22 protein-coding genes are annotated in these 23,296 nt (G+C 66.7%); 10 read left to right on the top strand and 12 right to left on the bottom strand.

Going from position 1 to position 23,296, the window contains the following annotated elements:
* The 6 genes from AC2W7K_RS05975 to AC2W7K_RS05950 form a co-directional block, all read left to right on the top strand.
* Window positions 1-235, top strand: a 235-nt coding sequence (locus AC2W7K_RS05975; RefSeq protein ID WP_486005869.1) for a hypothetical protein, incomplete at its 5' end; no start/stop codon positions are given.
* Complete coding sequence (gene kdpA, locus AC2W7K_RS05970; protein WP_137826818.1) at window positions 232-1,902, top strand: potassium-transporting ATPase subunit KdpA; 1,671 nt, start codon at window positions 232-234, stop codon at window positions 1,900-1,902. The genes AC2W7K_RS05975 and kdpA, both read left to right, overlap by 4 nt.
* Before the next feature lies 1 nt (window position 1,903).
* Window positions 1,904-4,081, top strand: a complete 2,178-nt coding sequence (kdpB, locus tag AC2W7K_RS05965; protein ID WP_137826819.1) for a potassium-transporting ATPase subunit KdpB — start codon at window positions 1,904-1,906, stop codon at window positions 4,079-4,081.
* A gap of 159 nt (window positions 4,082-4,240) precedes the next feature.
* Window positions 4,241-4,831 (top strand): potassium-transporting ATPase subunit KdpC, encoded by a 591-nt coding sequence (gene kdpC / locus AC2W7K_RS05960; protein ID WP_137826820.1) that lies wholly within the window; start codon window positions 4,241-4,243, stop codon window positions 4,829-4,831.
* Window positions 4,831-7,482, top strand: a complete 2,652-nt coding sequence (locus AC2W7K_RS05955) for a DUF4118 domain-containing protein (RefSeq protein ID WP_198500408.1) — start codon at window positions 4,831-4,833, stop codon at window positions 7,480-7,482. The genes kdpC and AC2W7K_RS05955 overlap by 1 nt, the downstream gene beginning before the upstream one ends.
* Window positions 7,479-8,159, top strand: coding sequence for a response regulator (locus AC2W7K_RS05950; protein ID WP_137826700.1), 681 nt, complete (start codon window positions 7,479-7,481; stop codon window positions 8,157-8,159). The genes AC2W7K_RS05955 and AC2W7K_RS05950 overlap by 4 nt, the downstream gene beginning before the upstream one ends.
* Before the next feature lie 126 nt (window positions 8,160-8,285).
* On the opposite strand, the gene AC2W7K_RS05945 is transcribed toward AC2W7K_RS05950, so the two are convergent.
* From AC2W7K_RS05945 to AC2W7K_RS05925, 5 genes are all read right to left on the bottom strand, one after another.
* On the bottom strand, window positions 8,286-8,747 hold the full coding sequence (locus tag AC2W7K_RS05945; RefSeq protein ID WP_486005868.1) for a hypothetical protein: 462 nt from the start codon (window positions 8,745-8,747) through the stop codon (window positions 8,286-8,288).
* The gene (locus tag AC2W7K_RS05940; RefSeq protein WP_137826698.1) at window positions 8,747-9,034 is read right to left on the bottom strand and encodes a hypothetical protein; all 288 of its coding nucleotides are present in this window, start codon (window positions 9,032-9,034) and stop codon (window positions 8,747-8,749) included. Before AC2W7K_RS05940 ends, AC2W7K_RS05945 begins: the two co-directional genes overlap by 1 nt.
* Before the next feature lie 203 nt (window positions 9,035-9,237).
* A complete protein-coding gene (locus AC2W7K_RS05935; protein ID WP_137826697.1) occupies window positions 9,238-10,038 on the bottom strand; it encodes a hypothetical protein in 801 nt (266 codons plus the stop codon).
* 410 nt (window positions 10,039-10,448) lie between these two features.
* Window positions 10,449-11,945 (bottom strand): MFS transporter, encoded by a 1,497-nt coding sequence (locus tag AC2W7K_RS05930; RefSeq protein WP_137826696.1) that lies wholly within the window; start codon window positions 11,943-11,945, stop codon window positions 10,449-10,451.
* Window positions 11,946-12,046: 101 nt separating this feature from the next.
* Window positions 12,047-13,549 carry a sulfatase-like hydrolase/transferase gene (locus AC2W7K_RS05925; RefSeq protein ID WP_171007110.1) on the bottom strand — a complete coding sequence of 501 codons (1,503 nt, stop codon included), beginning with the start codon at window positions 13,547-13,549 and terminating at the stop codon, window positions 12,047-12,049.
* Between the two features lie 336 nt (window positions 13,550-13,885).
* On the opposite strand from AC2W7K_RS05925, the gene AC2W7K_RS05920 reads away from it, so the two are divergent.
* Entirely contained in the window at window positions 13,886-14,638 is a 753-nt protein-coding gene (locus AC2W7K_RS05920; RefSeq protein ID WP_137826694.1) for an IclR family transcriptional regulator, read from the top strand.
* Window positions 14,639-14,646: 8 nt separating this feature from the next.
* Here AC2W7K_RS05920 and AC2W7K_RS05915 read toward each other — a convergent pair whose 3' ends face one another.
* Window positions 14,647-15,831: an MFS transporter gene (locus AC2W7K_RS05915; RefSeq protein WP_137826703.1), complete on the bottom strand. Its 1,185-nt coding sequence runs from the start codon at window positions 15,829-15,831 to the stop codon at window positions 14,647-14,649.
* Between the two features lie 350 nt (window positions 15,832-16,181).
* Here AC2W7K_RS05915 and AC2W7K_RS05910 point away from each other — a divergent pair, with 350 nt between their 5' ends.
* On the top strand, window positions 16,182-17,228 hold the full coding sequence (locus tag AC2W7K_RS05910; RefSeq protein WP_137826693.1) for an LCP family protein: 1,047 nt from the start codon (window positions 16,182-16,184) through the stop codon (window positions 17,226-17,228).
* 132 nt (window positions 17,229-17,360) lie between these two features.
* Here the strand turns inward: AC2W7K_RS05910 and AC2W7K_RS05905 are convergent, their stop codons facing one another.
* Genes AC2W7K_RS05905 through AC2W7K_RS05895 form a run of 3 tightly spaced genes read right to left on the bottom strand, consistent with a single transcriptional unit; the run spans window position 17,361 to window position 19,227 of the window.
* A complete protein-coding gene (locus AC2W7K_RS05905) occupies window positions 17,361-17,693 on the bottom strand; it encodes a hypothetical protein (protein ID WP_486005867.1) in 333 nt (110 codons plus the stop codon).
* The gene (locus tag AC2W7K_RS05900; RefSeq protein ID WP_486005866.1) at window positions 17,690-18,856 is read right to left on the bottom strand and encodes a DHA2 family efflux MFS transporter permease subunit; all 1,167 of its coding nucleotides are present in this window, start codon (window positions 18,854-18,856) and stop codon (window positions 17,690-17,692) included. The genes AC2W7K_RS05905 and AC2W7K_RS05900 overlap by 4 nt, the downstream gene beginning before the upstream one ends.
* A gap of 5 nt (window positions 18,857-18,861) precedes the next feature.
* Window positions 18,862-19,227: a DoxX family protein gene (locus AC2W7K_RS05895; protein WP_486005865.1), complete on the bottom strand. Its 366-nt coding sequence runs from the start codon at window positions 19,225-19,227 to the stop codon at window positions 18,862-18,864.
* A gap of 196 nt (window positions 19,228-19,423) precedes the next feature.
* On the opposite strand from AC2W7K_RS05895, the gene AC2W7K_RS05890 reads away from it, so the two are divergent.
* Window positions 19,424-19,825, top strand: coding sequence for a winged helix-turn-helix transcriptional regulator (locus AC2W7K_RS05890; RefSeq protein ID WP_486005864.1), 402 nt, complete (start codon window positions 19,424-19,426; stop codon window positions 19,823-19,825).
* Window positions 19,826-19,919: 94 nt separating this feature from the next.
* On the opposite strand, the gene ykgO is transcribed toward AC2W7K_RS05890, so the two are convergent.
* The 3 genes from ykgO to AC2W7K_RS05875 all read right to left on the bottom strand — a co-directional run bounded on the left by ykgO (window position 19,920) and on the right by AC2W7K_RS05875 (window position 22,288).
* On the bottom strand, window positions 19,920-20,042 hold the full coding sequence (ykgO, locus tag AC2W7K_RS05885) for a type B 50S ribosomal protein L36 (protein WP_131248590.1): 123 nt from the start codon (window positions 20,040-20,042) through the stop codon (window positions 19,920-19,922).
* A gap of 137 nt (window positions 20,043-20,179) precedes the next feature.
* Complete coding sequence (gene pgm / locus AC2W7K_RS05880; protein WP_486005863.1) at window positions 20,180-21,820, bottom strand: phosphoglucomutase (alpha-D-glucose-1,6-bisphosphate-dependent); 1,641 nt, start codon at window positions 21,818-21,820, stop codon at window positions 20,180-20,182.
* 141 nt (window positions 21,821-21,961) lie between these two features.
* Window positions 21,962-22,288, bottom strand: a complete 327-nt coding sequence (locus tag AC2W7K_RS05875) for a rhodanese-like domain-containing protein (protein WP_344259283.1) — start codon at window positions 22,286-22,288, stop codon at window positions 21,962-21,964.
* A gap of 201 nt (window positions 22,289-22,489) precedes the next feature.
* Here AC2W7K_RS05875 and AC2W7K_RS05870 point away from each other — a divergent pair, with 201 nt between their 5' ends.
* Window positions 22,490-23,278 (top strand): pyridoxamine 5'-phosphate oxidase family protein, encoded by a 789-nt coding sequence (locus AC2W7K_RS05870; RefSeq protein WP_376911655.1) that lies wholly within the window; start codon window positions 22,490-22,492, stop codon window positions 23,276-23,278.
* The last annotated feature ends 18 nt before the right edge of the window (window positions 23,279-23,296 follow it).

Raw genomic sequence — 23,296 nt, 5'->3', positions numbered from 1 at the left:
CGACCGCGCGGCCCGTCCCGCCGAGGCGACCGGCACCGACCGCGGAAGCCGCACCGGCACCTCGGCGACCACCACCGCAACCCCCCGCCTCACGGAAAACCCCCGCTCCACCGACACGGCGACGACCGCCGCGCCGACTCCCCACGCAATCCCCCGCACCACCGCGGCGAACGATGCGCCCCGCCCCGCCTCGGTGAATGATGCGCCCCGCACCGCAGAGGAGCCGCGCGCATGACATGGTTCACCGGCATCACGCAGATTCTCCTCGTCCTCGCGCTGCTCGCCGCTGCGCACAAGCCGCTCGGCGCGTACATGGCGCAGGTGTACCTCAGCCCGAAGGACACGAAGGCCGAGTCTCTCTTCTACCGCCTCACCGGCGTCGACCCGCATTCCGAGCAGCGGTGGCGGACCTACTTCCTCTCCGTCCTCGGCTTCTCGCTCGTCTCGATCCTCGTCCTCTACGCGCTGCTGCGCCTCCAGGAGTTCCTGCCGCTTTCCAACGGCAAGACCGCGGTGCTCGCCGATCAGGCCTTCAACACCGCGATCTCCTTCGTCACGAATACGAACTGGCAGTCGTACTCCGGTGAGGCGACGATGGGCTACCTGTCGCAGATGGCCGGCCTCGCGGTGCAGAACTTCGTCTCCGCCGCCGTCGGCATCTCCGTGGCCATCGCCCTCATCCGCGGCCTCATGCGGCAGCGCTCGCTGTTCATCGGCAACTTCTGGGTCGACCTCACCCGCACGACCTTCCGCATCCTCCTGCCGATCTCCGTGATCTTCGCCCTCCTCTACATCGGCCTCGGCGTCATCGAGAACCTCACCCCCGACCAGGTCGTCCAGACGGTGGCCGGCGGCGCTCAGGCGACGCAGACGATCCCGGGCGGCCCGAACGCCAGCCAGGAGGTCATCAAGCACCTCGGCACGAACGGCGGCGGCTTCTTCAACGCGAACTCCGCCCACCCTCTGTCCTCGCCGAACGCCGTGGTCAACCTCTTCAACATCTTCCTCATCCTCCTCATCCCCTCGGCCCTGCCGCGCACCTTCGGGATCATGGTCGGCAGCCGCAAGCACGGCTGGGCGATCCTCGGGGTCATGGCGACGTTCTTCGTCGTCTCCCTCGTCGCCGTCATCCTCACCGAGACGACGCTGCCGACACCGGCCACCGACGCGGCCGGGGCGGCCATGGAGGGCAGGGAGACCCGCTTCGGGGTCATCACCTCGGCGTTCTTCGCGGTCTCGACGACCCTGACCTCGACCGGCGCGGTCGACTCGTTCCACTCGAACTACTCGGGACTCGGCGGCGGCGTCCTCATGCTCAACATGATGCTCGGCGAGATCGCCCCCGGCGGTGTCGGCTCCGGCCTCTACGGCATGCTCATCGTCGCGATCGTCGCGGTCTTCGTCTGCGGCCTCATGGTCGGCCGGACCCCGGAGTTCCTCGGCAAGAAGATCCGGAAGAAGGAGATCACGCTCGCCAGCGCCGTCATCCTCATCACCCCGACCCTCGTGCTCGCCGGCACCGCGGTCGCGACGATGTGGCCGGGCGCCTCCGACTCGATCCTCAACACCGACAATCCCCACGGCCTGTCCGAGATCCTCTACGCGTTCACGTCGGCGGCGAACAACAACGGGTCCGCCTTCGCCGGGCTCGACGCGAACACGCCGTTCTACAACACGGCCCTCGGCCTGGCGATGCTCATCGGCCGCCTCGCCCCGATCTGCGCGGTCCTCGCGCTCGCCGGTGCGTTCGCGGCCCAACCCACCACCGAGGCGACCCCGGGCACCCTGCCGACCCACCGACCCCTGTTCGTCGGCGTCACCGCCGGCGTCGGACTCGTCATCAGCGCCCTGACGTTCCTGCCTGTCCTCGCGCTCGGCCCCATCAACGAAGGACTCCTCTGATATGAAGACCGACCTGTCCACCACCTCCACGCCCCACCTCGTCGAGGACACGCCCACCCCGTCCGGTGGCCGGCACCCCGGCACCGAGGCGACCGGCACTCCGCTCGAGACCCGAGCGCCGCGCCGGGCCCGGTCGATCACGCTGCCGGCGCTCACCCAGGCCGTCGTGCTCGGGCTGCGGAAGTTCGATCCGCGCATCGCGTGGCGCAATCCTGTGATGTTCCTCGTCGAGATCGGCGCGGTCGTCACCCTCGTCCTCGCCGTCCTCGACCCCACGCCGTTCACGTGGGCGATCAGCGTGTGGCTGTTCCTCACGTGCATCTTCGCCAACACCGCCGAGGCGCTCGCCGAGGGCCGCGGCAAAGCGCAGGCCGACTCCCTGCGGGCGACCCGGGTGACGGCGAACGCCACCCGCGTGCTCGACTCCGGTGCCACCGAGACGGTGCCCGCCTCCCAGCTCACCGCCGGTGACCGCGTGCTCGTCACCGCCGGTGAGGTCATCCCCGGCGACGGCGATGTCATCGCCGGCGCTGCGACCGTCGACGAATCCGCGATCACCGGCGAATCCGCGCCGGTCATCCGGGAGGCCGGCGGCGACCGCTGTGCGGTCACCGGGGGCACGAAAGTCCTCTCCGATTCGATCACGGTCTCGATCACCGCGAGCCCCGGCGAGTCCTTCCTCGACAAGATGATCGCGATGGTCGAGGGCGCGAGCCGCCAGAAGACCCCCAACGAGGTCGCCCTCGGCGTCTTCCTCTCCGTGCTCACGCTCATCTTCCTCCTCGTCGTCATCACGCTCGCCCCGATCGCGGCGTTCTCCGGCGCCCCGCAGTCCCTGACCGTGCTCATCGCCCTCCTCGTCTGCCTCATCCCGACGACGATCGGCGCGCTGCTCTCGGCGATCGGCATCGCCGGCATGGACCGGCTCGTCGCCGCGAACGTCCTCGCGAAGTCCGGGCGCGCCGTCGAGGCCGCCGGCGACGTCTCGACGCTGCTGCTCGACAAGACCGGCACGATCACGATGGGCGACCGGCAGGCCACCGACTTCGTGCCGCTGGGGGAGACGACGGACATCGAGATCGCCGAGGCGGCCCGTCTGTCCTCGCTCGCCGACGAGACCCCGGAGGGCCGGTCCGTCGTGGCCCTGGCCGAAGGGGAGTTCCGCATCGACGCCGCCGGCCTCGAGGCCTTCCCCGACGCCGAGTTCATCCCGTTCTCCGCGACGACCCGTCTCTCCGGGATCGTCCTGCCCGCCTCGGCGGATCCCGCGACCGGCACGGCCACCCCGGCCCGCACGATCGTCAAGGGTGCGGCGAAGGAGGTGCTCACCTGGGCCGATGATCGCGGGGCCCGGGTTCCCACCGAGGCGAGCGCCGAGGTCGAGCGGATCAACGTCGGCGGCGGCACCGCGCTCGTCGTCGCCGAGGCGGTCGACGGTCACGGTGCCCGCGTGCTCGGCGTCATCGACCTGCGCGACATCGTCAAACCGGGCATGGCCGAGCGCTTCGCCCAGCTGCGGGAGATGGGCATCCGCACGGTGATGATCACCGGTGACAACGAACTCACCGCCCGCTCGATCGCGAAGGAGGCCGGGGTCGACGACTACCTCGCCGAGGCGACCCCCGAGGACAAGCTCGCCCTCATCAAGTCCGAGCAGGCCGGGGGACGGATGGTCGCGATGACCGGCGACGGGACGAACGACGCTCCCGCACTCGCCCAGGCCGATGTCGGGGTCGCGATGAACACGGGCACCTCGGCGGCGAAGGAGGCCGGCAACCTCGTCGACCTCGATTCGGATCCGACGAAGCTCATCGACATCGTCGCGATCGGCAAGCAGCTGCTCATCACGCGCGGGGCGCTGACGACGTTCTCGATCGCCAACGACATCGCGAAGTACTTCGCGATCGTGCCCGCGATGTTCCTCCTCGCGTTCCCCGGACTCGGCGCGCTCAACATCATGGGCCTGCACAGTCCGGAATCGGCGATCCTGTCCGCGGTGATCTTCAACGCGCTCATCATCGTCGCCCTCATCCCCGTGGCTCTGCGCGGGGTGCGGTTCCAGGCGACGACCGCCTCGGCGCTGCTGCGGACAAACCTCCTCGTCTTCGGACTCGGCGGGCTCATCCTCCCGTTCCTCGGGATCAAGCTCATCGACCTCATCATCAGCCCGCTGATGTGAGGGACGGGCCGGCGCTGCGACTCGTCCGTGACACAGCGCCCCACGCGTCCGCGGCGGCCGGGTCTCACGCCGCCGCGGGCACCCGCCGGCCAGGTCTCCAGGCCGCGGACACCGCGCCCCCACCCAACTCACCCCCACCGATCCCAGTTAGGAACTGTCATGCTCGCCCAACTCAGCCGCCAGACGTTCACCGGTCTGCGCGCCCTCCTCGTCTTCACCCTCGTCCTCGGTCTCGCGTACCCGCTGACCATGGTCCTCATCGCCACGGTCGTGCCGAGCCAGGACTCGGCGCTGCGCAACGCCGAGGGCGAGGTCGTCGGCTCCGCCCTCATGGCCCAGCCGGTCACCGGCGACGAATGGTTCTACCCCCGGCCCTCGGCCGGAGACTACGACGGGCTGGCCTCGGGGGCGTCGAACCTCGCGGTGACGAACCCCGATCTCGTCGACGCGATCGCCGCCCGCCGCGCCGACATCGCCGTCCGGGAGGACGTCGACCCCGAGGACATTCCCGCGGACGCGGTGACCGCCTCGGCGTCGGGACTCGATCCGGAAATCAGTCCTGAGTATGCTCGACTGCAGGTGGCCCGGGTGGCGAGGGAGACCGGACTGAGCGAGGAGGACGTGACGACGATGGTCGAGGACAACACGCAGCAGCCCCTGCTGGGCTTCATCGGCGAACCCCGCGTCAACGTCGTCACCCTCAACAACGAGCTGGCGAACAACGCCGACGCCCGGGTCGACGTCAACTGATGGCAGCACCGCGGCGAGGGAAGCTCACGGTCTTCCTCGGGTACGCACCCGGAGTCGGCAAAACCGTCGCGATGCTCGAGGCCGCGGCACTGGCCCGCAAGGCCGGCCGCGACGTCGTCGTCGGCATCGTCGAGGACCACGGGCGCGCGTTCACCGCGAGCCTCGCCGCCGGCTTCGAGACCCTCGACCGGGCGTCGGTGCCCTACCAGGGGCGGACCTTCGACGAGCTCGACACCGAGGCGGTGCTGGACAGGGCCCCCGAGATCGTCGTCGTCGACGAACTCGCCCACACGAACGTCCCCGGCTCCGGGCCGCGGGCCAAGCGGTGGGAGGACGTCGCGGCGATCCTCGACGCCGGCATCGACGTGTTCACGACGATCAACATCCAGCACCTCGAATCCCTCGGCGACGTCGTCGGGTCGATCATCGGCCGCGTCCAGCACGAACGCGTCCCCGACCCGTTCCTCCGCACGGCCGATGAGATCGAACTCGTCGACATCTCCCCGGTCGCCCTGCGGGCCCGCCTCGTCGACGGCAACATCTACGCCGCGGCGAAGGTCGATGCGGCGATGTCGAACTACTTCCGGCTCGGCAACCTCACTGCGCTGCGCGAACTCGCCCTCCTCTGGCTCGCCGACCGCGTCGACGAGGGCCTCGAGGAGTACCGCGACGCCAAGGGCATCCGGGAGACGTGGGCGGCCCGCGACCGGATCATCGTCGCCGTCACCGGCGGGCCCGAATCGATCACGCTCATCCGCCGGGGGCTGCGCATCGCCGGGCGGGTGGCCGGCCGCGAACTCCTCGTCGTCCACGTCATCGAACCCGACGGCACCCGGTCTGGGGCGGCCCCCGATCTGCTGCGCGCCCGCGAACTCGCTGAGGAGAACGGCGCGACGTGGCACACCGTCGTCGGCGACGACGTCGCGAAGGCCCTCATCGAATTCGCCCGCACCGTCAACGCCTCGCAGATCGTCCTCGGTGTCTCCCGCACCCCGTGGTACGGCCGGATCGCGGGGCCCGGGGTTGCCAACCGGGTCATCAGTGCTGCCGCGGACATCGACGTCCACATGGTCACCCACGCCCAGGCAGCCCGGACGTGGCGGCCGGGCCGGGACGTCCGCCGTGAGAATCCGCTCTCGAAGGTCCGCCGGATCCTCGGCTGGGTCATCGGGGCGCTCGCCCCGCTCGCACTCACCGCCCTGTTCATCTCGCTCGGACCCGGGGCCGCCTCGCTGAGCATGAACTTCCTCAGCTTCATCACCGTCGTCGTCATCGTCGCCCTCATCGGCGGACTGTGGCCGGCCATCATGACCGCCCTCCTCGGCACCGCGCTCATCAACTGGTTCTTCACCCTGCCCTACGGGTCGTTCACGATCGCGCAGCTCGAGAACATCATCGCGCTCATCATCTTCGTCGCCGTCGCCGTGGCCGTGGCCACCGTCGTCGACCTCGCCGCCCGCCGGTCCCGGCAGGCCCAGGCCGCCGAACACGAAGGAGCCGTGCTCAGCGAACTCGCCCGGTCGATGATCGCCGAGGGCGACAGTCCCGCGGGCATCGTCGAGAACATCCGCGCGACGTTCGTCCTCGACGGGGTGGCGCTCCTCGAACGCACCGAGGCGGGGGAGTGGACCCCGATCGCCTCGGCGGGGGACCCGGTGACGACCCGCGCCGAGGCGACCGAGACCGTCGACCTCGACGACGACACCGCGCTCGTCCTCCGCGGCCAGCCGCTCAGCGCCGGCGAACAGCGGATCCTCGACGCGTATGCGGGCCGGATCCTGCGCGTGCTCACGGAGTCCGAGCTCGCCGCGACCCGGTCCGAGGCGCGCGAGCTCAGCGCCGGCAACGCCGTGCGCACGGCCCTGCTCACCGCGGTCTCCCACGACCTGCGCACCCCGCTCGGGGCGATCAAGGCGGCGACGTCGACGCTGCTCCTCGACGAGATCGACCTCTCCGACGCCGACGAGAAGCTCATGCTCGCGACCATCGAGAACGGCACCCTGCGGCTCGAGAAGCTCATCGACAATCTCCTCGACATGAGCCGCATCCAGTCCGGGGCCGTGAGGATCTCGACGTCCCCGGTGCCCGTGTCCGATCTCGTCACCGCCGCCCTCGCCGAGGTGGGGGTCGGCACCGAGGGCGACCCCGGCCCCGAGGTCACCGTCGACATCGATCCGCAGGCGTGGGTCGACGTCGACTTCGGGCTCCTCGAGCGCGTGCTCGTCAACATCATCGAGAACTCGCTCAAGTACGGGGAGGGCTCGCCGCTGACGATCGATGCCTCGACCGGCGCCGAGGCGGTCCACCTCCGCATCGCCGACTCCGGACCGGGGGTGAGCGACGAGGCGCTCGAGACGATCTTCACGCCGTTCACCAGGCTCGATGAGTCGAATGCGAAGGGACTGGGGCTCGGCATGGCCGTCGCGCTCGGCCTCTGCCGGGCGATGGGCATCGAGCTCAGCGCCGAACACACCCCCGGCGGCGGCTTCACCGCCGTCCTCACCTTCCCGACGTGCACCGGGGCGACCGTGCAGGAGTCCGAGACTCCGGAATCCGGGGCACTGGAGGCTGAAGAATCTGAGCCCGAGGCGCCGGAGTCCGAGGCACCGGAGTCCGACATGTCCGCTGGTGTGTCCGAGGAGGCCCGATGAAGCGCGTGCTCATCGTCGAAGACGACGCGGACATCGCCACCGCCGTGGGCATCGGCCTCCAGGCGAAGGGCCACGAGGTCACCGTCGCCGGCAGCGGCCGCCGGATGAACGAGGTGCTCAGCGAATCGGAGATCGACGTCATCCTCCTCGACCTCGGGCTGCCCGACGTCGACGGGATCGAACTCATCGGGCAGGTGCGGCGCTGGAGCACGGTCCCGATCGTCGTCGTCTCCGCCCGCCACGATTCGCACGGGAAGATCGCGGCCCTCGACGCCGGTGCCGACGACTACGTGACGAAGCCGTTCTCCCTCGGCGAGGTGCTCGCCCGCCTGCGCGCGATCGAACGCCGCACCGGCCGCACAGGGGAGTCCGGGGTGGTGCGCACCGCCGACGGGCGGGTCGTCATCGATCTCGCCGCCCACGTCCTCGAGGTCGAGGGGGAGGGCAGGCACCTCACCCCGATCGAGTGGAAGATGCTCGAGGTCTTCGTCAAAAACAAGGGTGCGCTCGTCGAGGCGCAGACCCTGCTCACCGAGGTGTGGGGCCCGGAGTTCGGCACCGAGCGCGGTTACCTGCGCGTCTACATGTCCCAGCTGCGGGCCAAACTCGAAGCCGACCCCGCCAGGCCCCAGTACCTCCACACGCAGATGGGCATCGGCTACCGCTTCACCCCGTGAATCGTTCAGCTTTAGGAGCTGTCGACAGTTCTGTAAACTCACTCACTGTCGGAATTTACGCCACTGGCGTCGCGCCACGGTCCAAAGAAGGCGACTTTAGCAGCGGAGCCTTGGATCAGCTTGTTTCTAAAAAACGTTCCAGACGGCACGTGCAGGAGGTGTCTCAGAAACTCGAATCAGCCCGTGAGACTTCCTCACTTCCTCTGACGTGATCGAGTCCGTTGCTTCACTGAGGATGATTCCCCCTCTAATTTCTACATCCTCGCCTGGCGGAACCGTGCCGGTCGTTACCTGAGTTGAAGTGAATTGTTCGCCTCGCTCCTGTTTTCGAACCGTCCAAGCGCTGAAGCGAGCAAGGCCGAGTCCGATATTCCAGTCGATCAGGTCTGTATCGGTTACCCCAAATTCCGACATCGCGGACGAGACATACACGCTCATGCCGTCGTCCCTGTATCGGTATGCGGTGATATTTAATGTGGGTTCTCCGGTTGCTGAATCGAGAAGAATGTCAGAGTCGATCTTGATCCGTCGATAGGCAAAAGCATCATCAGGTATCGAGGGGTCATCTATAATCCATTCGGCGTTCATTATAGATTAGCAAAATTATCTCGCCAATTGGGGTTTACGGATTCGAGGTCGGCGGTAAACCGTTCTAGCGCTGTTTTGATAATTTCCGTATCCAAGCGGTTGGCTGTTGCGTGATTAAAAACTAACGCTCCGTTTAGGTCTGCGTACACGAACGAGAACCCTTCTGGCGAGACCTCAATCACCAGATAACTGCGCCCGGCGCGCCACTGTGCGCTCGCGCCCCCATCGGTGTCTGCAAAAATAGTCGGGTAGGCTGAGTGATCGTTCAGGGTTTCCTTCAGAATCATCTCTAAATCGTTTCGGAATTCATTCTCAGTTCGTTCGAGTTTCCACCATTGAGATTTCGCGAAACTGAACGCACGATTGAAAGCTCCATGGGCTATTGGTTTCCGGTAGCGTAGCTGTTTCCCCCCCTCCATTCTGACCTTAGTTCCCCTGGGAAAAACTTCGCGAAAGGGTTGGGAGTACACTGGTTTCTTGTTAAGCGTTTTCACCGCTGCCCCCAATTCAACTTTTGTTTCGATGTCGTGAGTTGGTCAAAGCATTCTATTAAACGCTTGTGTGCGACGTCCAACGCAATGGCCCAGTTCGTCAGTTCCTCGTACTTTGCTTCGTCTTCTGCTTCCTCGGTCGAGAAGGTCGAAGATCTCAGCGAGAGAGAACTTTCGCTACGATCTGAAATTGCGACGAACTCAACGTGGGTTGCGAGGTCGTCGTCGTCAAAATGAAACAGACCTCCCGAGTTAGCGCCCTGTAGTCCTGGCAGTAAGTCGGCATTATCGTCTTCGGAGTGTCGAGAATAGAGTTTCTGGGATACGGTCCAGGGAACCTCAGGCCCGGTGCTATTTGTGTACTCTCCTCGCACCTTGCGCACCACTATAGTCTCGTTCAGTACGTTTGAAGCGTGATCGCTGAAATCATTAAAGAATGACTGAAGGTTGTTTCGTAAGATCTCATAGCCGGGGTACTGAGCGGTCTTATTGAACTCCCATCGGAGTATAATCCTGTCGTCTTGAAAAGATACTGAATGACCGCTCGGATTTGACAGAGTTAGCCAGGGAAAAGGAAAATGCTCCGAGCTTTCAGGTATGTACCCTGCGAAGGAAGTGTCATCCGCCTCCACTTTCCAAGGTACTCGCGCGAACTCTTCAGCGGCGTCGGGGTAAGCTTCCTGTAGCTTTGAAACCAGCGGTGCCATAGAAATTAGCCTTAATGGAATCTGATCGAAATAGATTGAAAGTTCCACGGCGCGCACTGGAGGATTGTCGAAGCTTCGGTCAGCAGTGGTCATGGTGTGATCCTACTTGGTGATGTCTGGTGAGTCTTGCAATACTACTGTGTGTCTCCGTGATCGGCCTGTGAGCGCTGATTCGGCGGGATCTTCTTGTATTTTGCTCAGCGTTTACTCGCGAACTGCCATACGCGGGCGGAGCAATCCGGTGTCGCCTTGAGCTGAGGAGACCGGATCCTTTTGCTCGCGCTGCTCACGGACACGATCAAGTAGCTTGAGGTCGTGCTGCGACTTGCTCAGATGGGATTGCCGGCGGTTGCGCGCAACTGCTGTTGGGACACTACGGAGGGGTGATTAGTCTCACTCTCACCGATAAGAGCGACAACGCGCCGAGGTGGGGGCGTGGTCACCCGCACCCCCACCTCGGCGGCCATCCGCCCCTCTCCGGGGATCAGGGGAGGGCCGTACGCTCACTGACCGTGGAAGTCCGTCCGCGGTCGCTGTCCGGACTTGAGCGGAATGCGCTTCCAGTCGCGTTCGGGATTGATGATGAGCATCCCGATGATCCCTGCGACGATGCACAGCGCCGAGGAGATCCCGAAGATGATCGCATAGCCCTGCAGCGGATCCGCTGAGGCTTCGACGACGGCACCGGTGAGCGCCGGGGCGATGACACCGGTGAGCGAGTAGATGCCGGTGTAGATGCCGAGGATCGCACCGCGCTGGCGCAGCGTGCTGATCTCGCCGATGAGGACCTGGGCGACGGGGATGACGCACATGCCGACACCGAAGGCGAGGGCGAGCAGCACCATGCCGAAGGAGCCGGAGCCGAAGAGCATAAACAGCAGGAGGAAGATCCCGGCGAGCGTGATCGCCGCGGAGCCGACGATTCCGCTGGCGACGCGGGCGCTCACGCCCCGCTTCATGAGGAACGTGGACAGCCAGCCGACGACGAAGAGGTTGACGACGATCTGAACGGCCCATGGGGCGGAGATCGCCCAGCCGACCTCGGCCGGACCATACCCCTTCGTCGTCGTCAGGTACACGGGCACCCACGCGATGAGGAGCACGGTGAGCCAGTACGCGGCGACACCGCCGAGGATGCTGCCGATGAACGTCCGGGTGAGCAGGGTCGACCCGATCTTCCGGGGAGCCTCATCGGCATCCGCGGCCGCCGACTCGGCCGCGACGGCCGATTCCCTCTCGACCGTCGTCATCTCGGAGTCGGGGTCAGCCTCCGAGCGCACAGGGGCGGGACCAGCGGTGACATCGGGACGAATCGCCTCGGTGCCGGGATCGGTCGCCTCGGCGGTGGTGCTCGCCTGGGCCTTGTCGAACCGGTACGGTCCTTCGCGTCCGAACAGCATCCACAGGACGCCCCAGACGAGGCTGGCGGCACCGAGGATGCCGAAGGTCTCGCGCCAGCCGATGCCGGCGACGAGGGCCCCGACGACGGGGGCTGCGACCATCGTGCCGGCGGGGACTCCGACGCCGACGATCGCGGCGGCCATGCCGCGACGATGCTTGGGGAACCACTGCATCGCGGCATGGTTCGCGGTGCCGTACGCGGGGCCTTCGCCGGCGCCGAGGAGCACTCGCGTGAGGATGAGCGCCGAATAGCCGGCGAGAGGGGAGACGATGATCGCCTGGGCGATGGACCAGATGATCGCGAGCACTGCGAGGATTCTCTTCGCGGGGAAGCGGATGGTGAGGAATCCGACGACGAAGGAGGAGATGCTGTAGAGGATGAAGAAGCTGCTCGAGATGATGCCGTACTGGGTGGGGCTGAGGCCGAGCTCCTGGCTCATCGGCTCCGCGGCGATGCCGAGCAGCGCCTTGTCGGCGAAGTTGATGACCATGAAGATGAAGATGGCCGTGAGAGCGAACCAGCCGTTGATCCCGAGCCGGAAGGCACGGTCGGTTCGCTGCGGTGAGAAGTCAAGAGGTGGTGCGGTGCGACGTTGCACGGTGGCATCCTATCGTCAGGCCCTGGGGCGGTAAGGTCTCTCCCCGCCCCAGGTGGGGGCCGGATGGTCGATGGAGCGGCGCCCCGCCGGTGGGCGGGGTGTCAGTGGGTGGGCGAGAGTTCCTCGAAGGTCTCCGTTTCATCGGTGACAGGAGCCCAGTCGGGTCCGTAGAGCTCCTGGTAGAGGTCGGTGCGGCGCACCGATCCCTTCGGGCGTCCCCCGGTCCACAGGTCGTAGCGCGGATCGGAGTACTCGGCGAAGAAGGTGTCGAGCTGCTCATCGAGTGAGGCGATGACCTCGGCATAGGCGGGATCCTTAGAGACGTCGGTGTTCTGCTCCGGATCGCGGGTGAGATCGAAGAGCTCGGCGTCGCCGGTGCCGGGCAGGCGCTTCCAGTAGGAGTACTCGGGCGTGCGGATGCCGCGGGACTCCTCCTGCTCGAAGAACACCGCGCCCCGCCCGGGGTCGGAGACTCCGGTGCGCAGCGCCTCGGCGAAGCTGTGGCCGGGGCTGTTGGCGAATTCGAGGTCGCCGAGGCCGACGTAGTCGAGGATCGTCTGCGCGAAGTCGTACTGGCTCGTCAGCTCCTCGTGGACGGTGCCGGCCTTGAGCGAGCCCGGCTGGGAGAAGATGAGCGGGATGTGGAGTCCGGCGTCGTAGAGGTGCGAGGGATTCGTGTCCATCGTGTGACCCCACAGGCCGTGCTGGCCGTAGAGGTTCGACTGGTCGGCGGTGACGATGACGAGGGTGTCCTCGGTGAGTCCGCGGGCCTCGAGGGCCTCCATGAGACGGCCGATGCCCTCGTCGACGAGTGAGATCTGGGCGCAGATGTTCGCCATCGTCGCCGGGTCGTTGTGCATCCGCAGGTAGCCGTAGAGGTGGTGGAGGTAGAAGTTGTCCGGATCGTCGGGGCCGTCGACGCGGGCGAGGAGCTCATCGCTGATCGCGGTGCGGGGGAAGCTCGGGAAGTCCTTGCCCTCGAAGCGCGCGTAATAGGGGTTGCGCGGGTCCGGACCGTAGTTGGCCGGCGGCAGCAGGTAGGGGGCGTCGTAGTTGACGTTGAGGAAGAACGGGGTGGAGGCGTCGACCTCGGCGAGGTAGTCGACGGCCTTCTCCGTGAAGAAGTCGACGATGTGGCGGTCGTTGACCTCCTTCTCGACCCCGTCGTCGACGACCATGTTCTCGTAGAAGCTCGTCGTGTGGCCGACGCCGAAGGCGAGCCAGCGGTCGAAGCCGGGCATCGGGGTGCGCGGGTTGCCGAGGTGGTACTTGCCCACCAGTGCGGTCTGGTAGTCGTTGGCCGACAGCGCCGAGGCGAGCGTGCGGAACTCGCGGACCGCGCACCAGTCCTCCGGCCAGACCTTGAGGTAGCGGTCGTCGAGCCAGTTGTGGATGCCGTGGGCCGAGGGCATGAGGCCGGTGAAGATCGAGGCCCGCCCGGGCGAGCACATCCCGTTCGTCGAGAACGCGTTCGCATACCGCACGCCGCCTGCGGCGAGCTTGTCGGTGTGCGGGGTGTAGACGTCCTCGTTGCCGTAGCAGCCGAGCAGCGTCGCCGGCTGGTTGTCTGCGGTGATGAGGATGATGTTCGGGCGGTTCGTCATGAGCGTGCTCCTCGTGCTGTGGTGCGGAGTGAGTCGGGCCGCGCTGAGGGGGCGACTCCGTGCAGTGGCCCGTCCGGGCGACCACACCAGCATGGTCTGCGTCACAGCCCGACGGAAGAGTAATGTTCCGGTGAATGGAAGTCGAAATCGCCGAGATAGTGAAGCTTTTCACAAGACTTTGTGCTGTCTGATCGATCGATCGGCGCTGTGACCTGCGATGATTCTGCTCAAGCCGGGGAGGCGAGCGATGCGCGACGGCTCGGGTCGCGGCAGAGATCGGTGATTCCTTCGTGACGAACTGTGGCCGATTTTTCCATTCAGTGAAACACTGTGGGGATGAGAAACTCCGCCGGCCCCGGCGAGACAGTGGCGTCCCGGATCATCCGCATCCTCGAGTGCTTCGACGGCTTCCATCGCACGGCGACGCTCACGCAGATCGCCGAGAGGTCGGGGCTGACGATGCCGACGGCGCACCGCCTCGTCAAGGAGCTCGCCGAGGCGGGGCTGCTGCGCCGCGGGCAGGGCGGGGCGTATTCGATGGGGATGAAGATGTGGGAGCTCGGCTGCGCCGCTCCGGACATCACGCGCCTGCAGGAGGGAGCGATGCCCTACCTCCAGGACCTCTACGAGGCGACGCGGGAGAACGTCCACTTCGCGATCCGCGACGGCCACGAGACGATCTACGTCGTCAAGCTCAGCGGCCCGACGAGCATCTCCCTGACGACGCGCGTGGGCAGGAGGCTCCACTGGCACACGACGGGTGTCGGCAAAGCGATCGTCGCGTTCTCCGATGAGGAGGTCCAGGAGGAGATGCTCTCGGTGCCGCTGCCGCGTCTGAGCCCGACGACGATCGTCGATCCCGAGCAGATGCGCCTCGAGTTCGCGCGCATCCGCGAGTCGGGATTCGCGCTCTCCCAGGGCGAGCACGAGACGGGGACGTTCTCGCTCGCCGCTCCCGTCCTCGACCGCAGCCGCCAGCCCGTGGCCGCTGTGGCCGTGACGCTGCCGAGTTCGCGGGCCAACGTCGCCCAGCTCAACGCCGCGGTGCGGACCGTGGCGATCGGCATCACCCGCACCCTCGTCGGGTAGGGCAGGGCCTACTCCGCGATGCGGGCGCGGCGGCGGTCCTTCTCGATGCGCACCTCGTGGCTCGACCGTGAGGGGTTGAGGAGTTTGAGGAGCGTGAGCGCGAGGATCGCCCCGAGCACCGCACAGCCGGCAGGGAGGAGCATCGCGACATGCGCACCGTAGTGGTCGACGAGGTTGCCGGCGATCGCCGAACCGAACGCGACGCCGAAGCCGAGCGAGGTGCCCAACCAGGCGAACGCCTCGGTGAGCCGTCGCGGCGGGGCGAGCTGCTGGATGACGGAGTTCGCGCCGACGAGGCTCGGGGCGATCGTGAACCCGACGATGAAGAGGATGAGCCCGAAGGTGAACATGTCCCGGGCCAGGAGCATCGTGCACGTGCCGATCGCCAGCAGGGACACGGTGACGCCGAAGCGGTGGTGGGTCTGGGACTTCCAGCTCATCGCCCCGTAGACGGCGCCGGAGATGAGCGAGCCGAGGGCGAAGGCGCTGAGGAGGAAGCCGGCGAGCTCCTTGACGCCCTGTTCGTCGGAGAATGCGACGGCGATGACGTCGATCGCGCCGAAGTTCACGCCGAGGAAGACGTTGACGATGATGATCGTGAAGATCCCCGGGTTGGAGAACACGTGGCCCTTGGCCTCGGTGGAGCGTTCGATGGGCGGGGGTTCGGTCGACTTCTGGATGTAGAGGAGGACCGAGCCGATGCCGGCGGTGATCATCGAGAGGATGATGCCGGCCGGCGGCCACACGGCGGTGGCGAGGATCGTGGCGATGACGGGGCCGGAGACGAAGAGGAGTTCGTCGGCGACGGATTCCCACGAGAACGCGGTCTGCAGCTGCCGGGGCGAAGTGACGAGATGGGACCAGCGCGAGCGGACGAGGGAGCCGACCGAGCCGACGGTGGCGCCGCCGATGCCCGCGAAGACGAACGTCAGTCCGACCCACCAGTCGAGGTAGACGGAGACGATGAGGAGGCTCAGGGCGATGAGGTGGGTGACGACGATGGGCACCATGACCGTCGCCTGCCCGCGACGGTCGACGAGGCGCGCGATCACGGGGCCGGTCAGGGCTTGGACGATCATGTAGACGGCGGCGACGATGCCGGCCAGTCCGTACGATCCCGTCACACCCTGGATGAAGAGGACGATTCCGAGGCCGAGCACGGCGATCGGCATTCGCGCAACCAGACCTGCCATCGAGAATCTGAGGGCACCGGGAAGCGCGAGGATTTCCCGATAGTTTTTGAACATCAGAGAAGTCTATCTGCGGTCTCAGCCGTTGCAACTGCGGAATCCGTCGAATGAGCGCGAAGTCACGACGATCGCCTCAGTGACCTCGCGATCCCCGGCGCGATGCCCCTCCCGGCGCTTGTCACAGTGCTCGTCCGGGCATTCGCCGGTGTGCTCGGGTCGGCAGGGTGCCCTGTCTCACCAGGGGTGGGAGGGGCCGGCGAGGTCATCGACGGGTCACTACAGGCCTATACAATAGGCGGGATTGCCCACCTCTCCTGCCGGCTAGCGCCGCCCCGACCCCACCCGGAGTGCAGATGACCAACAGCTCGTTCGACGACATCTTCGACCAGCAGAACGACGAACCCCAACGTCCCCGCCGCAAGAAGAAGCGCGTCTGGCGCAAGGTGCTCGTCGGCGTGCTCGTCGTCGTCGTCCTCGGCGTCCTCGGCGTCGGCGTCTACCTGTGGAACGTCGGACGGTCGTTCAACGACAACGCCAACCAGCTCACCGACGAGCAGGTCTTCGGCACGCAGCGGCCCGACGGGGACAAGGAGGACGGCGGGACGAACATCCTGCTGCTCGGCTCCGACGAGCCGATGAAGAACGTCGACGTCAACTCCTCGCAGGGCCTGCGGTCGGACTCGATCATGGTCATGCACCTGCCGGCGGACGGTGCGAACGTCCAGATCATGTCGATCCCGCGTGACAGCTGGGTCGACATCGAGGGCCACGGCAAGGCGAAGATCAACGCCGCGCTCTCCTACGGCGGACTGCCGCTCGCGGTCTCGACGGTCTCCGATTTCATCGGCACCCCGATCGACCACGTCGCGATCATCGACTTCGAGGGCTTCAAGGGGCTCACCGACAGCCTCGGTGGGGTGACGGTGAACTCCGAGCAGGCGTTCACGCAGAACGGCTACACGTTTACAAAGGGCGAGAACACGCTCAACGGCGATGAGGCGCTCACCTTCGTCCGGGAGCGCAAGTCGTTCAAGGACGGCGACTTCCAGCGCGCGCGCAATCAGCAGGCGTTCATCAAGGGCCTCATCAGCGAGCTCATCTCCGCCGACACCCTGTCGAATCCGCAGAAGATCCAGAACATGATCACCGAGTTCGCGCCGTACATGTACGTCGATTCGGGTCTCAACGCCCAGTACATCTCCTCGACGGCGTTCGCGATGCGCGACGTCCGCCCCAGCGACATCGAGTTCTTCACCGCCCCGACCGCCGGTGTCGGCCGGTCGTCGGACGGACAGTCGATCATCAACGTCGACCAGGACGAGCTGAAGAAGGTCCAGGACGCGTTCAAGAACGACACCCTGGCCGACTATGTGAAGAACGCTCCCGAAGCGCACCTCTGATCCCTCGCCGAGGCGGTCCAATCCGGGCCGTCGACGCGCAGTGACAGCAGAACCCCGTCCCAGGTGATCCTGGGGCGGGGTTCTGCTGTGTGCCGCGGGTGTGCGCTCAGCCTCGCCGAGGCGGGGCCTCGGTCAGGCGTCCGTCGTTGCCGGAGCTTCCGGAGCTTCCGTCGACGCCGGCGCCGGCCGCGGCGCCGGGTTCTTGACGAACCAGCTGCCGACGACGGCGACGAGCGAGAGCACCGCGCCGGCGAAGAACGCCATCGAGACGCCGTCAGCCTGGGCGACCACCGGGGTGGCGCCGCCGCCCGCGGCGGCGACCGTGCCGAGGCTGAGCACTGTGATGAACAGTGCCGTGCCGATCGCGCCGGCGACCTGCTGGATCGCGCCGACGGTCGCGGAACCGTGCGAGTAGAGCTGCGGGCTCAGCGACCCCAGCGCCGAGGTGAGCAGCGGGGTCATCATATCGCGACGCCGAGCGAGAGGCCCATGTGTCCGAGGAGGACGAACCAGGCCGGACTCGTCTCGTCGAGCTGGGTGAGCGACCACAGCACCGCGCTGGCGATAAGGGCACCCGGGATGACGAGCGGCCGCGGTCCGAAGCGGTCGAAGAGCCGACCGACGAACGGGGCGGCCAGACCCATCGCCAGACCGCCGGGCAGGAGCATCATGCCCGTCGTCACCGAGTCGAGCTGGAGGACGTTCTGCAGGTAGATCGGCAGGAGGATGATCGAGCCGAACATCGCCGCCATCATGACGACGACGAGCCCCACGGCGAGCGAGAACGACCGGGACCGGAACACCCGGAGGTCGAGCAGGGCGCGGTCGCCGCGCTGGAGGACGAGCTGGCGCCAGATGAAGAGGCCGAGGCCGAGGACGCCGACGGCCAGTGCGGTGAGCGCCTGCGGGATCGTCTCGGGCGAACCGCTGCCGAGCGTGCTGAAGCCGTAGACGAGTCCGCCGAAGCCGAGGGCCGACAGCGGCAGGGACACCCAGTCGAGCGGCGAATGGCTCTGCTCGCCGATGTTGCGCAGGCGCAGGGCGCCGACGATCATCATCGCGATCGCCACCGGCAGGATGATCCAGAAGAGGAAGTGCCAGGTCAGCGTGTTGAGGATGAACCCGGACAAGGTCGGGCCGAGTGCCGGGGCGACGGCCATGACGATGGTGATCCGGCCCATGAAGCGACCGCGGGCGTGTTCGGGCACGACCGTCATGATCGTCGTCATGAGCAGCGGCATCATCATCGCCGTGCCCGAGGCCTGAATGACGCGGGCGACGATGAGCACGGAGAATTCGGGTGCGAGTGCACCGAGCAGGGTACCGGCGGTGAAGAGGCTCATCGCCAGGAGGAACACCTGCCGTGTGGTCAGGCGCTTGAGCAGGTAGCCGGTCGTCGGGATGACGACGGCCATCGTGAGCATGAACGCCGTCGTCGTCCACTGGGCGACGTTGAGCGTGACCCCGAGGTCGGTGACGAGGTGCGGGATCGCCACGCCCATGACCGTCTCGTTGAGGAGGGTGACGAAGGCGGCGCCGAGGAGCAGCCAGATCACCCCGGTGTTCGCCGAGGTCGGCGGTGCCGCTGTCGGCGCGACCGCCTCGGCGGTGTCGGTGGTCTTGGTCATGCGCATCAGACTCCAGCCAGGCGCAGCACGACGACCACGAGGGCCATGACCATGACGATGATGTTCATGGTGAAGTTCTCGTTGTGGCGGCGGTGCGCGAAGATCGCGAGGAATTGGATCGCGGCGAGACCGAGGCCGGCGACCACGGTGACCCACGGGAGGATCCCGGTCAGCGCCGGGAGGATGAGGCCGATGGCGCCGACGATCTCAGCGACGCCGAGGAGGCGGACCTGTCCCTCGCTGTAGTCGGAGAGGGTGGGCATCGGCTTGTCGGCGTTGTGCGGTTTGAGGACCTTCATCGTGCCGGCCATGAGGAAGAGCACGGCGACGAGTCCGGAGAGGACCCACGTGATGATGGAGAGAGCGAGCATTGATGCCCCTTTCGTTCTGTCTTTAGTTACTGGTGATAACCTAGATACCAACGGTAATTATTCCCGACGGAGCGGCACGCACAGCAACGTCACCGAGGCACATGGATGTAACCATTGGCCCTGATCAGAGGTGATGCGCAGGTGATGTCGGTCCGGCGGTCGGCCGGCTGGGACCGGTCGAGGAGAGGAGAAGGACATGGAATCGCGCAGCGGATCAGCGGCACCGCGGATGCAGGCGATGTGTTCGGGGCCGGCGGCGGATCCGGAGATCTTCCGGTCGATCCTCGCGCGCGTGGGCGACAAGTGGTCGATGATGCTCATCGGCATGCTGCAGGACGGGCCCCGGCGGTTCACCGAGCTCAAGTCGATGACGAACGGGATCTCGGCGCGGATGCTCACCCAGACGCTGCGGCAGCTCGAGCGCGACGGTCTCGTCGAACGTGAGGTGTTCGCAGAGATCCCGCCGCGCGTCGAGTATCGGGCGACGCCGCTCGGGCGCTCGCTCGTGCCGGCTGTCCTCGCGATCGCCGAGTGGGCCTCGACCCACACCGAGGAGATCGCTGCGAACCGCGAGCACTACGACGCGAACGCGGACTGAGCGGACGGTCGCGGGCAGTCGCGAAAGTCGCGCACGAAAAAGGTGCCGACCCCCATGTGTGGGGGTCGGCACCGAGTCGTCGGTCGCCGGGCTCTCAGCCCTGACGTGACTTGAACCGCGGGTTCTGCTTGTTGATGACGTACGTGCGTCCGCGACGCCGCACGACCTGCGAACCCGGCTGCTTCTTGATCGAGCGAAGGGAATTCCTGGCCTGCATCGTGTCCTCCTCTGTGTGACTTGTTCCGTCAACAGAGACGGCGTCGATTGTATTCCGAGACCCCTCGCAACCCAGCGCCCCACGAAAACAGCCGCCCCACCTCGGCGAGGCGAGACGGCCGAACGATCGGACCGGTCCTACTCGAGCACGCCGTCGACGAGGGTCCGCGCCTCGTTCTGGACGGTGCGCAGGTGGTCTTCGCCCTGGAGCGATTCGGCGTAGATCTTGTAGACGTCCTCGGTGCCCGACGGCCGCACGGCGAACCACGCGTTGTCCGTCGTCACCTTGAGTCCGCCGATCGGTGCGTCGTTGCCCGGCGCCGCAGTGAGCACCGAGGTGACCGGTTCCCCGGCGATCGAGGCGGCGGTGACCTGGGAGGCGTCGAGCGAACCGAGCTTCGCCTTCTGCTCCCGGGTGGCCGGGGCGTCCTGCCGGGCGTAGGCGCTCGTGCCGAACTTCTCGGCCAGGCCCGCGTAGCGCTGCGAGGGCGTCTGCCCGGTCTTCGCCGTCATCTCCGAGGCGAGGAGGGCGAGGATGATGCCGTCCTTGTCCGTCGACCACACCTTGCCGCCTCGGCGGAGGAACGATGCTCCCGCGGACTCCTCCCCACCGAAGGCGAGGCTCGAGTCAAGGAGGCCGGGGACGAACCATTTGAAGCCGACGGGCACCTCGAAGAGGCGACGTCCGTGGGCGGCGACGACGCGGTCGACGATCGACGAGGTGACGAGCGTCTTGCCGATCGCGGCGGTCGCCGGCCAGTCGGGACGGTTCTCGATGAGGTAGTCGATGGCTGCGGCGAGGTAGTGGTTGGGGTTCATCAGACCGGCGTCGGGGGTGACGATGCCGTGGCGGTCGGCATCGGCATCGTTGCCGGTGGCGATGTCGTAGTCGCTGCGGGAGGCGATGAGCCCGGCCATCGCATACGGCGAGGAGCAGTCCATGCGGATGTTCTCGTCCCAGTCGAGCGTCATGAACGACCACGTGGGGTCGAGCTCGGGGTGGACGACGGTGAGGTTGAGGTCGAAGTCCTCGGCGATCGCCGCCCAGTAGTCGACGCTCGCCCCGCCGAGCGGGTCGGCCCCGATCCGCAGCCCGGAGTCGCGGATCGCGTTCATGTCGATGACCGATTCGAGGTCGCCGACGTAGTTGGAGATGAAGTCGAAGTTCTCCGTGTTCTCCAGGTGGAAGGCCCGCTGGAAGCTCGTGCGCGGGATCTTCTCCCACCCGGCCTCGAGGTAGGCGTTGGCGCGGTCGGCGATCCACTTCGTCGCCTCGGTACCGGCCGGTCCGCCGTGGGGCGGGTTGTACTTGATGCCGCCGTCGGCCGGGGGGTTGTGGCTGGGGGTGATGATGATGCCGTCGGCCTGCGCGTCGGTGCGCGACTTCCCGGCGTTGTAGCCGAGGATCGCGTGGGAGACCGCGGGTGTGGGCGTGTAGCCGTCGCGTTCGTCGATGAGCGCGGTGACCCCGGCGGCGGCGAGGACCTCGAGCACGGTGAGGAACGCAGGTTCGCTGAGCGCATGGGTGTCGCGGCCGAGGAAGATCGGCCCGCGCACGCCGTGGTCCTTGCGGTAGTCGACGATCGCCGCGGTGATCGCGGCAATGTGGGCTTCGTTGAACGCGCGGTTGAAGCTCGAACCCCGGTGTCCCGAGGTTCCGAAGCTCACGGCCTGGGCGGGCACCGAGGGATCCGGGACAAGGTCGTAGTACGAGTCGAGCAGTGCAGGGACATCGATGAGGTCCCTGTCCTGGGCCAGCTGGCCGGCGCGAGTAGTCATACCCCTACCTTGCCAAACACCGCTGATCGGTCACAGTCAGGACACCCGAGTTCTTGCATCGTGGACGTTGCCGGGCCATGTTCGACGGGAGCCCACAGGTGATGATCAGGAACCTTGTGACCGGCGGCGGTCACAGGGAGGTCATTTCACCCAGGGGTCCTGCCCGGTCTCCGAGACGATCGGCTTGCCGTGGTCGAGGCTCCACGAGCCCATTCCGCCTTCGACGTTGAACGCGTCGAAGCCGTTGAGATTGAGCCAGGCCGTGGCCCGCAGCGACCGTCCGCCGGTGCGGCAGATGATGTACATGTCGTCATCGAGCGGCAGATCGTCGAGCCGTTCGGGCAGCTCCCCGAGGGGAACGTGGATCGCGCCGTCGATGTGCCCGGCATCCCATTCGTCGTCCTCGCGCACGTCGATGATCGCGGCGCCTTCGGGAATCTCGGTGACGGTGACAGATGGTTCGCTCATGCCTCCCAGTGTAGGACCGCGCCGGTGGCCTCGCACCGGGACCCCACCGGCACCGAGGCGGTCGACCGTCCCGTGGGTCCGCGACCAGAGTGCCCACGTTGGAAGTCGCTCACAATTGCAACAAGGCGGCTGTTTTCAAAGCGCGTCCGTGTGAGAATGGCCGCACCACCTCAGAGCAGTCAGTCGAAAAGGGGCACGAAGATGAGTCGCAACACGAACAACGAGGGCGCCGGCGAGGAGAAGGCCCGCGACGCCGCCGACGGACTCGACCGGGCGACGGAGAAGTTCGCCGGCACCGCCGACATCGAACAGGGCGCGAAGACCGGCTACACCGAGGTCGACGTCGAATCCCGCGCCCAGGAGACCGCCACCGCCGAGGGCTTCACGCTCTACCGCAACCCCGACGGCTCGCACACCGCGATCGACGAGTCCGCCACCGTCGAATTCGCCGAGGTCGACGCCGACGCGGCGGCCGCCTCGGCGAATGCACCCCGCCGTCACCAGACGCACCGGGAGGGCGACCTCCACCAGCAGGACGTCGTGAAGATCCTCACCGACGCGAAATGGGTGATGCTCACGACCGCTCTGGCCGACGGCACGCTGCTCTCCCACCCGATGGTCCCGCAGCAGGTCACCGATGATGCCGACGTCTGGTTCTTCATCGGCCTCGATGGCGACCAGGCGATCGCCCTGCAGGGCAATCCGCACGTCAACCTCGCCGTCGCCGAATCCGGGAATTGGCTTTCGGTCGCCGGCACCGTCGAGTTCGTCGACAGTCAGGCGAAGATCGACCACCTGTGGAACGACGATGCCGCGGCATGGTTCGAAGGCGGTCGCAACGACCCCAACCTCGGGCTCATCCGCGTCAACGGCGAGTCCGCGCAGCATTGGGGTGCGACCGGCGGGAAGGTCTCTGCCCTCGTCGAGATGATCAAGGCCAAGGTCACCCGCCAGCAGCCCGAGGGAGGCAGCTCGACGACCGAGCTGTGACCCGGCTGAGCTGTGACC

The organism is Brevibacterium sp. LAARM2_SD2, assembly GCF_057364785.1.
This window is presented reverse-complemented; position numbering and strand designations above follow the sequence as displayed.

Excerpts from the sequence above, each read along its gene's own strand:
- AC2W7K_RS05955 (WP_198500408.1), top strand. The coding sequence starts at position 4,831 with ATGGCAGCACCGCGGCGAGGGAAGCTCACGGTCTTCCTCGGGTACGCA.
- ykgO (WP_131248590.1), bottom strand. The coding sequence starts at position 20,042 with ATGCAGGCCAGGAATTCCCTTCGCTCGATCAAGAAGCAGCCGGGTTCG.
- AC2W7K_RS05935 (WP_137826697.1), bottom strand. The coding sequence starts at position 10,038 with ATGACCACTGCTGACCGAAGCTTCGACAATCCTCCAGTGCGCGCCGTG.
- AC2W7K_RS05945 (WP_486005868.1), bottom strand. The coding sequence starts at position 8,747 with ATGAACGCCGAATGGATTATAGATGACCCCTCGATACCTGATGATGCT.
- AC2W7K_RS05920 (WP_137826694.1), top strand. The coding sequence starts at position 13,886 with ATGAGAAACTCCGCCGGCCCCGGCGAGACAGTGGCGTCCCGGATCATC.
- kdpB (WP_137826819.1), top strand. The coding sequence starts at position 1,904 with ATGAAGACCGACCTGTCCACCACCTCCACGCCCCACCTCGTCGAGGAC.
- AC2W7K_RS05905 (WP_486005867.1), bottom strand. The coding sequence starts at position 17,693 with ATGATGACCCCGCTGCTCACCTCGGCGCTGGGGTCGCTGAGCCCGCAG.
- pgm (WP_486005863.1), bottom strand. The coding sequence starts at position 21,820 with ATGACTACTCGCGCCGGCCAGCTGGCCCAGGACAGGGACCTCATCGAT.
- kdpA (WP_137826818.1), top strand. The coding sequence starts at position 232 with ATGACATGGTTCACCGGCATCACGCAGATTCTCCTCGTCCTCGCGCTG.
- AC2W7K_RS05910 (WP_137826693.1), top strand. The coding sequence starts at position 16,182 with ATGACCAACAGCTCGTTCGACGACATCTTCGACCAGCAGAACGACGAA.
- AC2W7K_RS05950 (WP_137826700.1), top strand. The coding sequence starts at position 7,479 with ATGAAGCGCGTGCTCATCGTCGAAGACGACGCGGACATCGCCACCGCC.
- AC2W7K_RS05940 (WP_137826698.1), bottom strand. The coding sequence starts at position 9,034 with ATGATTCTGAAGGAAACCCTGAACGATCACTCAGCCTACCCGACTATT.
- kdpC (WP_137826820.1), top strand. The coding sequence starts at position 4,241 with ATGCTCGCCCAACTCAGCCGCCAGACGTTCACCGGTCTGCGCGCCCTC.
- AC2W7K_RS05895 (WP_486005865.1), bottom strand. The coding sequence starts at position 19,227 with ATGCTCGCTCTCTCCATCATCACGTGGGTCCTCTCCGGACTCGTCGCC.
- AC2W7K_RS05900 (WP_486005866.1), bottom strand. The coding sequence starts at position 18,856 with ATGACCAAGACCACCGACACCGCCGAGGCGGTCGCGCCGACAGCGGCA.
- AC2W7K_RS05875 (WP_344259283.1), bottom strand. The coding sequence starts at position 22,288 with ATGAGCGAACCATCTGTCACCGTCACCGAGATTCCCGAAGGCGCCGCG.
- AC2W7K_RS05915 (WP_137826703.1), bottom strand. The coding sequence starts at position 15,831 with ATGGCAGGTCTGGTTGCGCGAATGCCGATCGCCGTGCTCGGCCTCGGA.
- AC2W7K_RS05870 (WP_376911655.1), top strand. The coding sequence starts at position 22,490 with ATGAGTCGCAACACGAACAACGAGGGCGCCGGCGAGGAGAAGGCCCGC.
- AC2W7K_RS05890 (WP_486005864.1), top strand. The coding sequence starts at position 19,424 with ATGGAATCGCGCAGCGGATCAGCGGCACCGCGGATGCAGGCGATGTGT.
- AC2W7K_RS05925 (WP_171007110.1), bottom strand. The coding sequence starts at position 13,549 with ATGACGAACCGCCCGAACATCATCCTCATCACCGCAGACAACCAGCCG.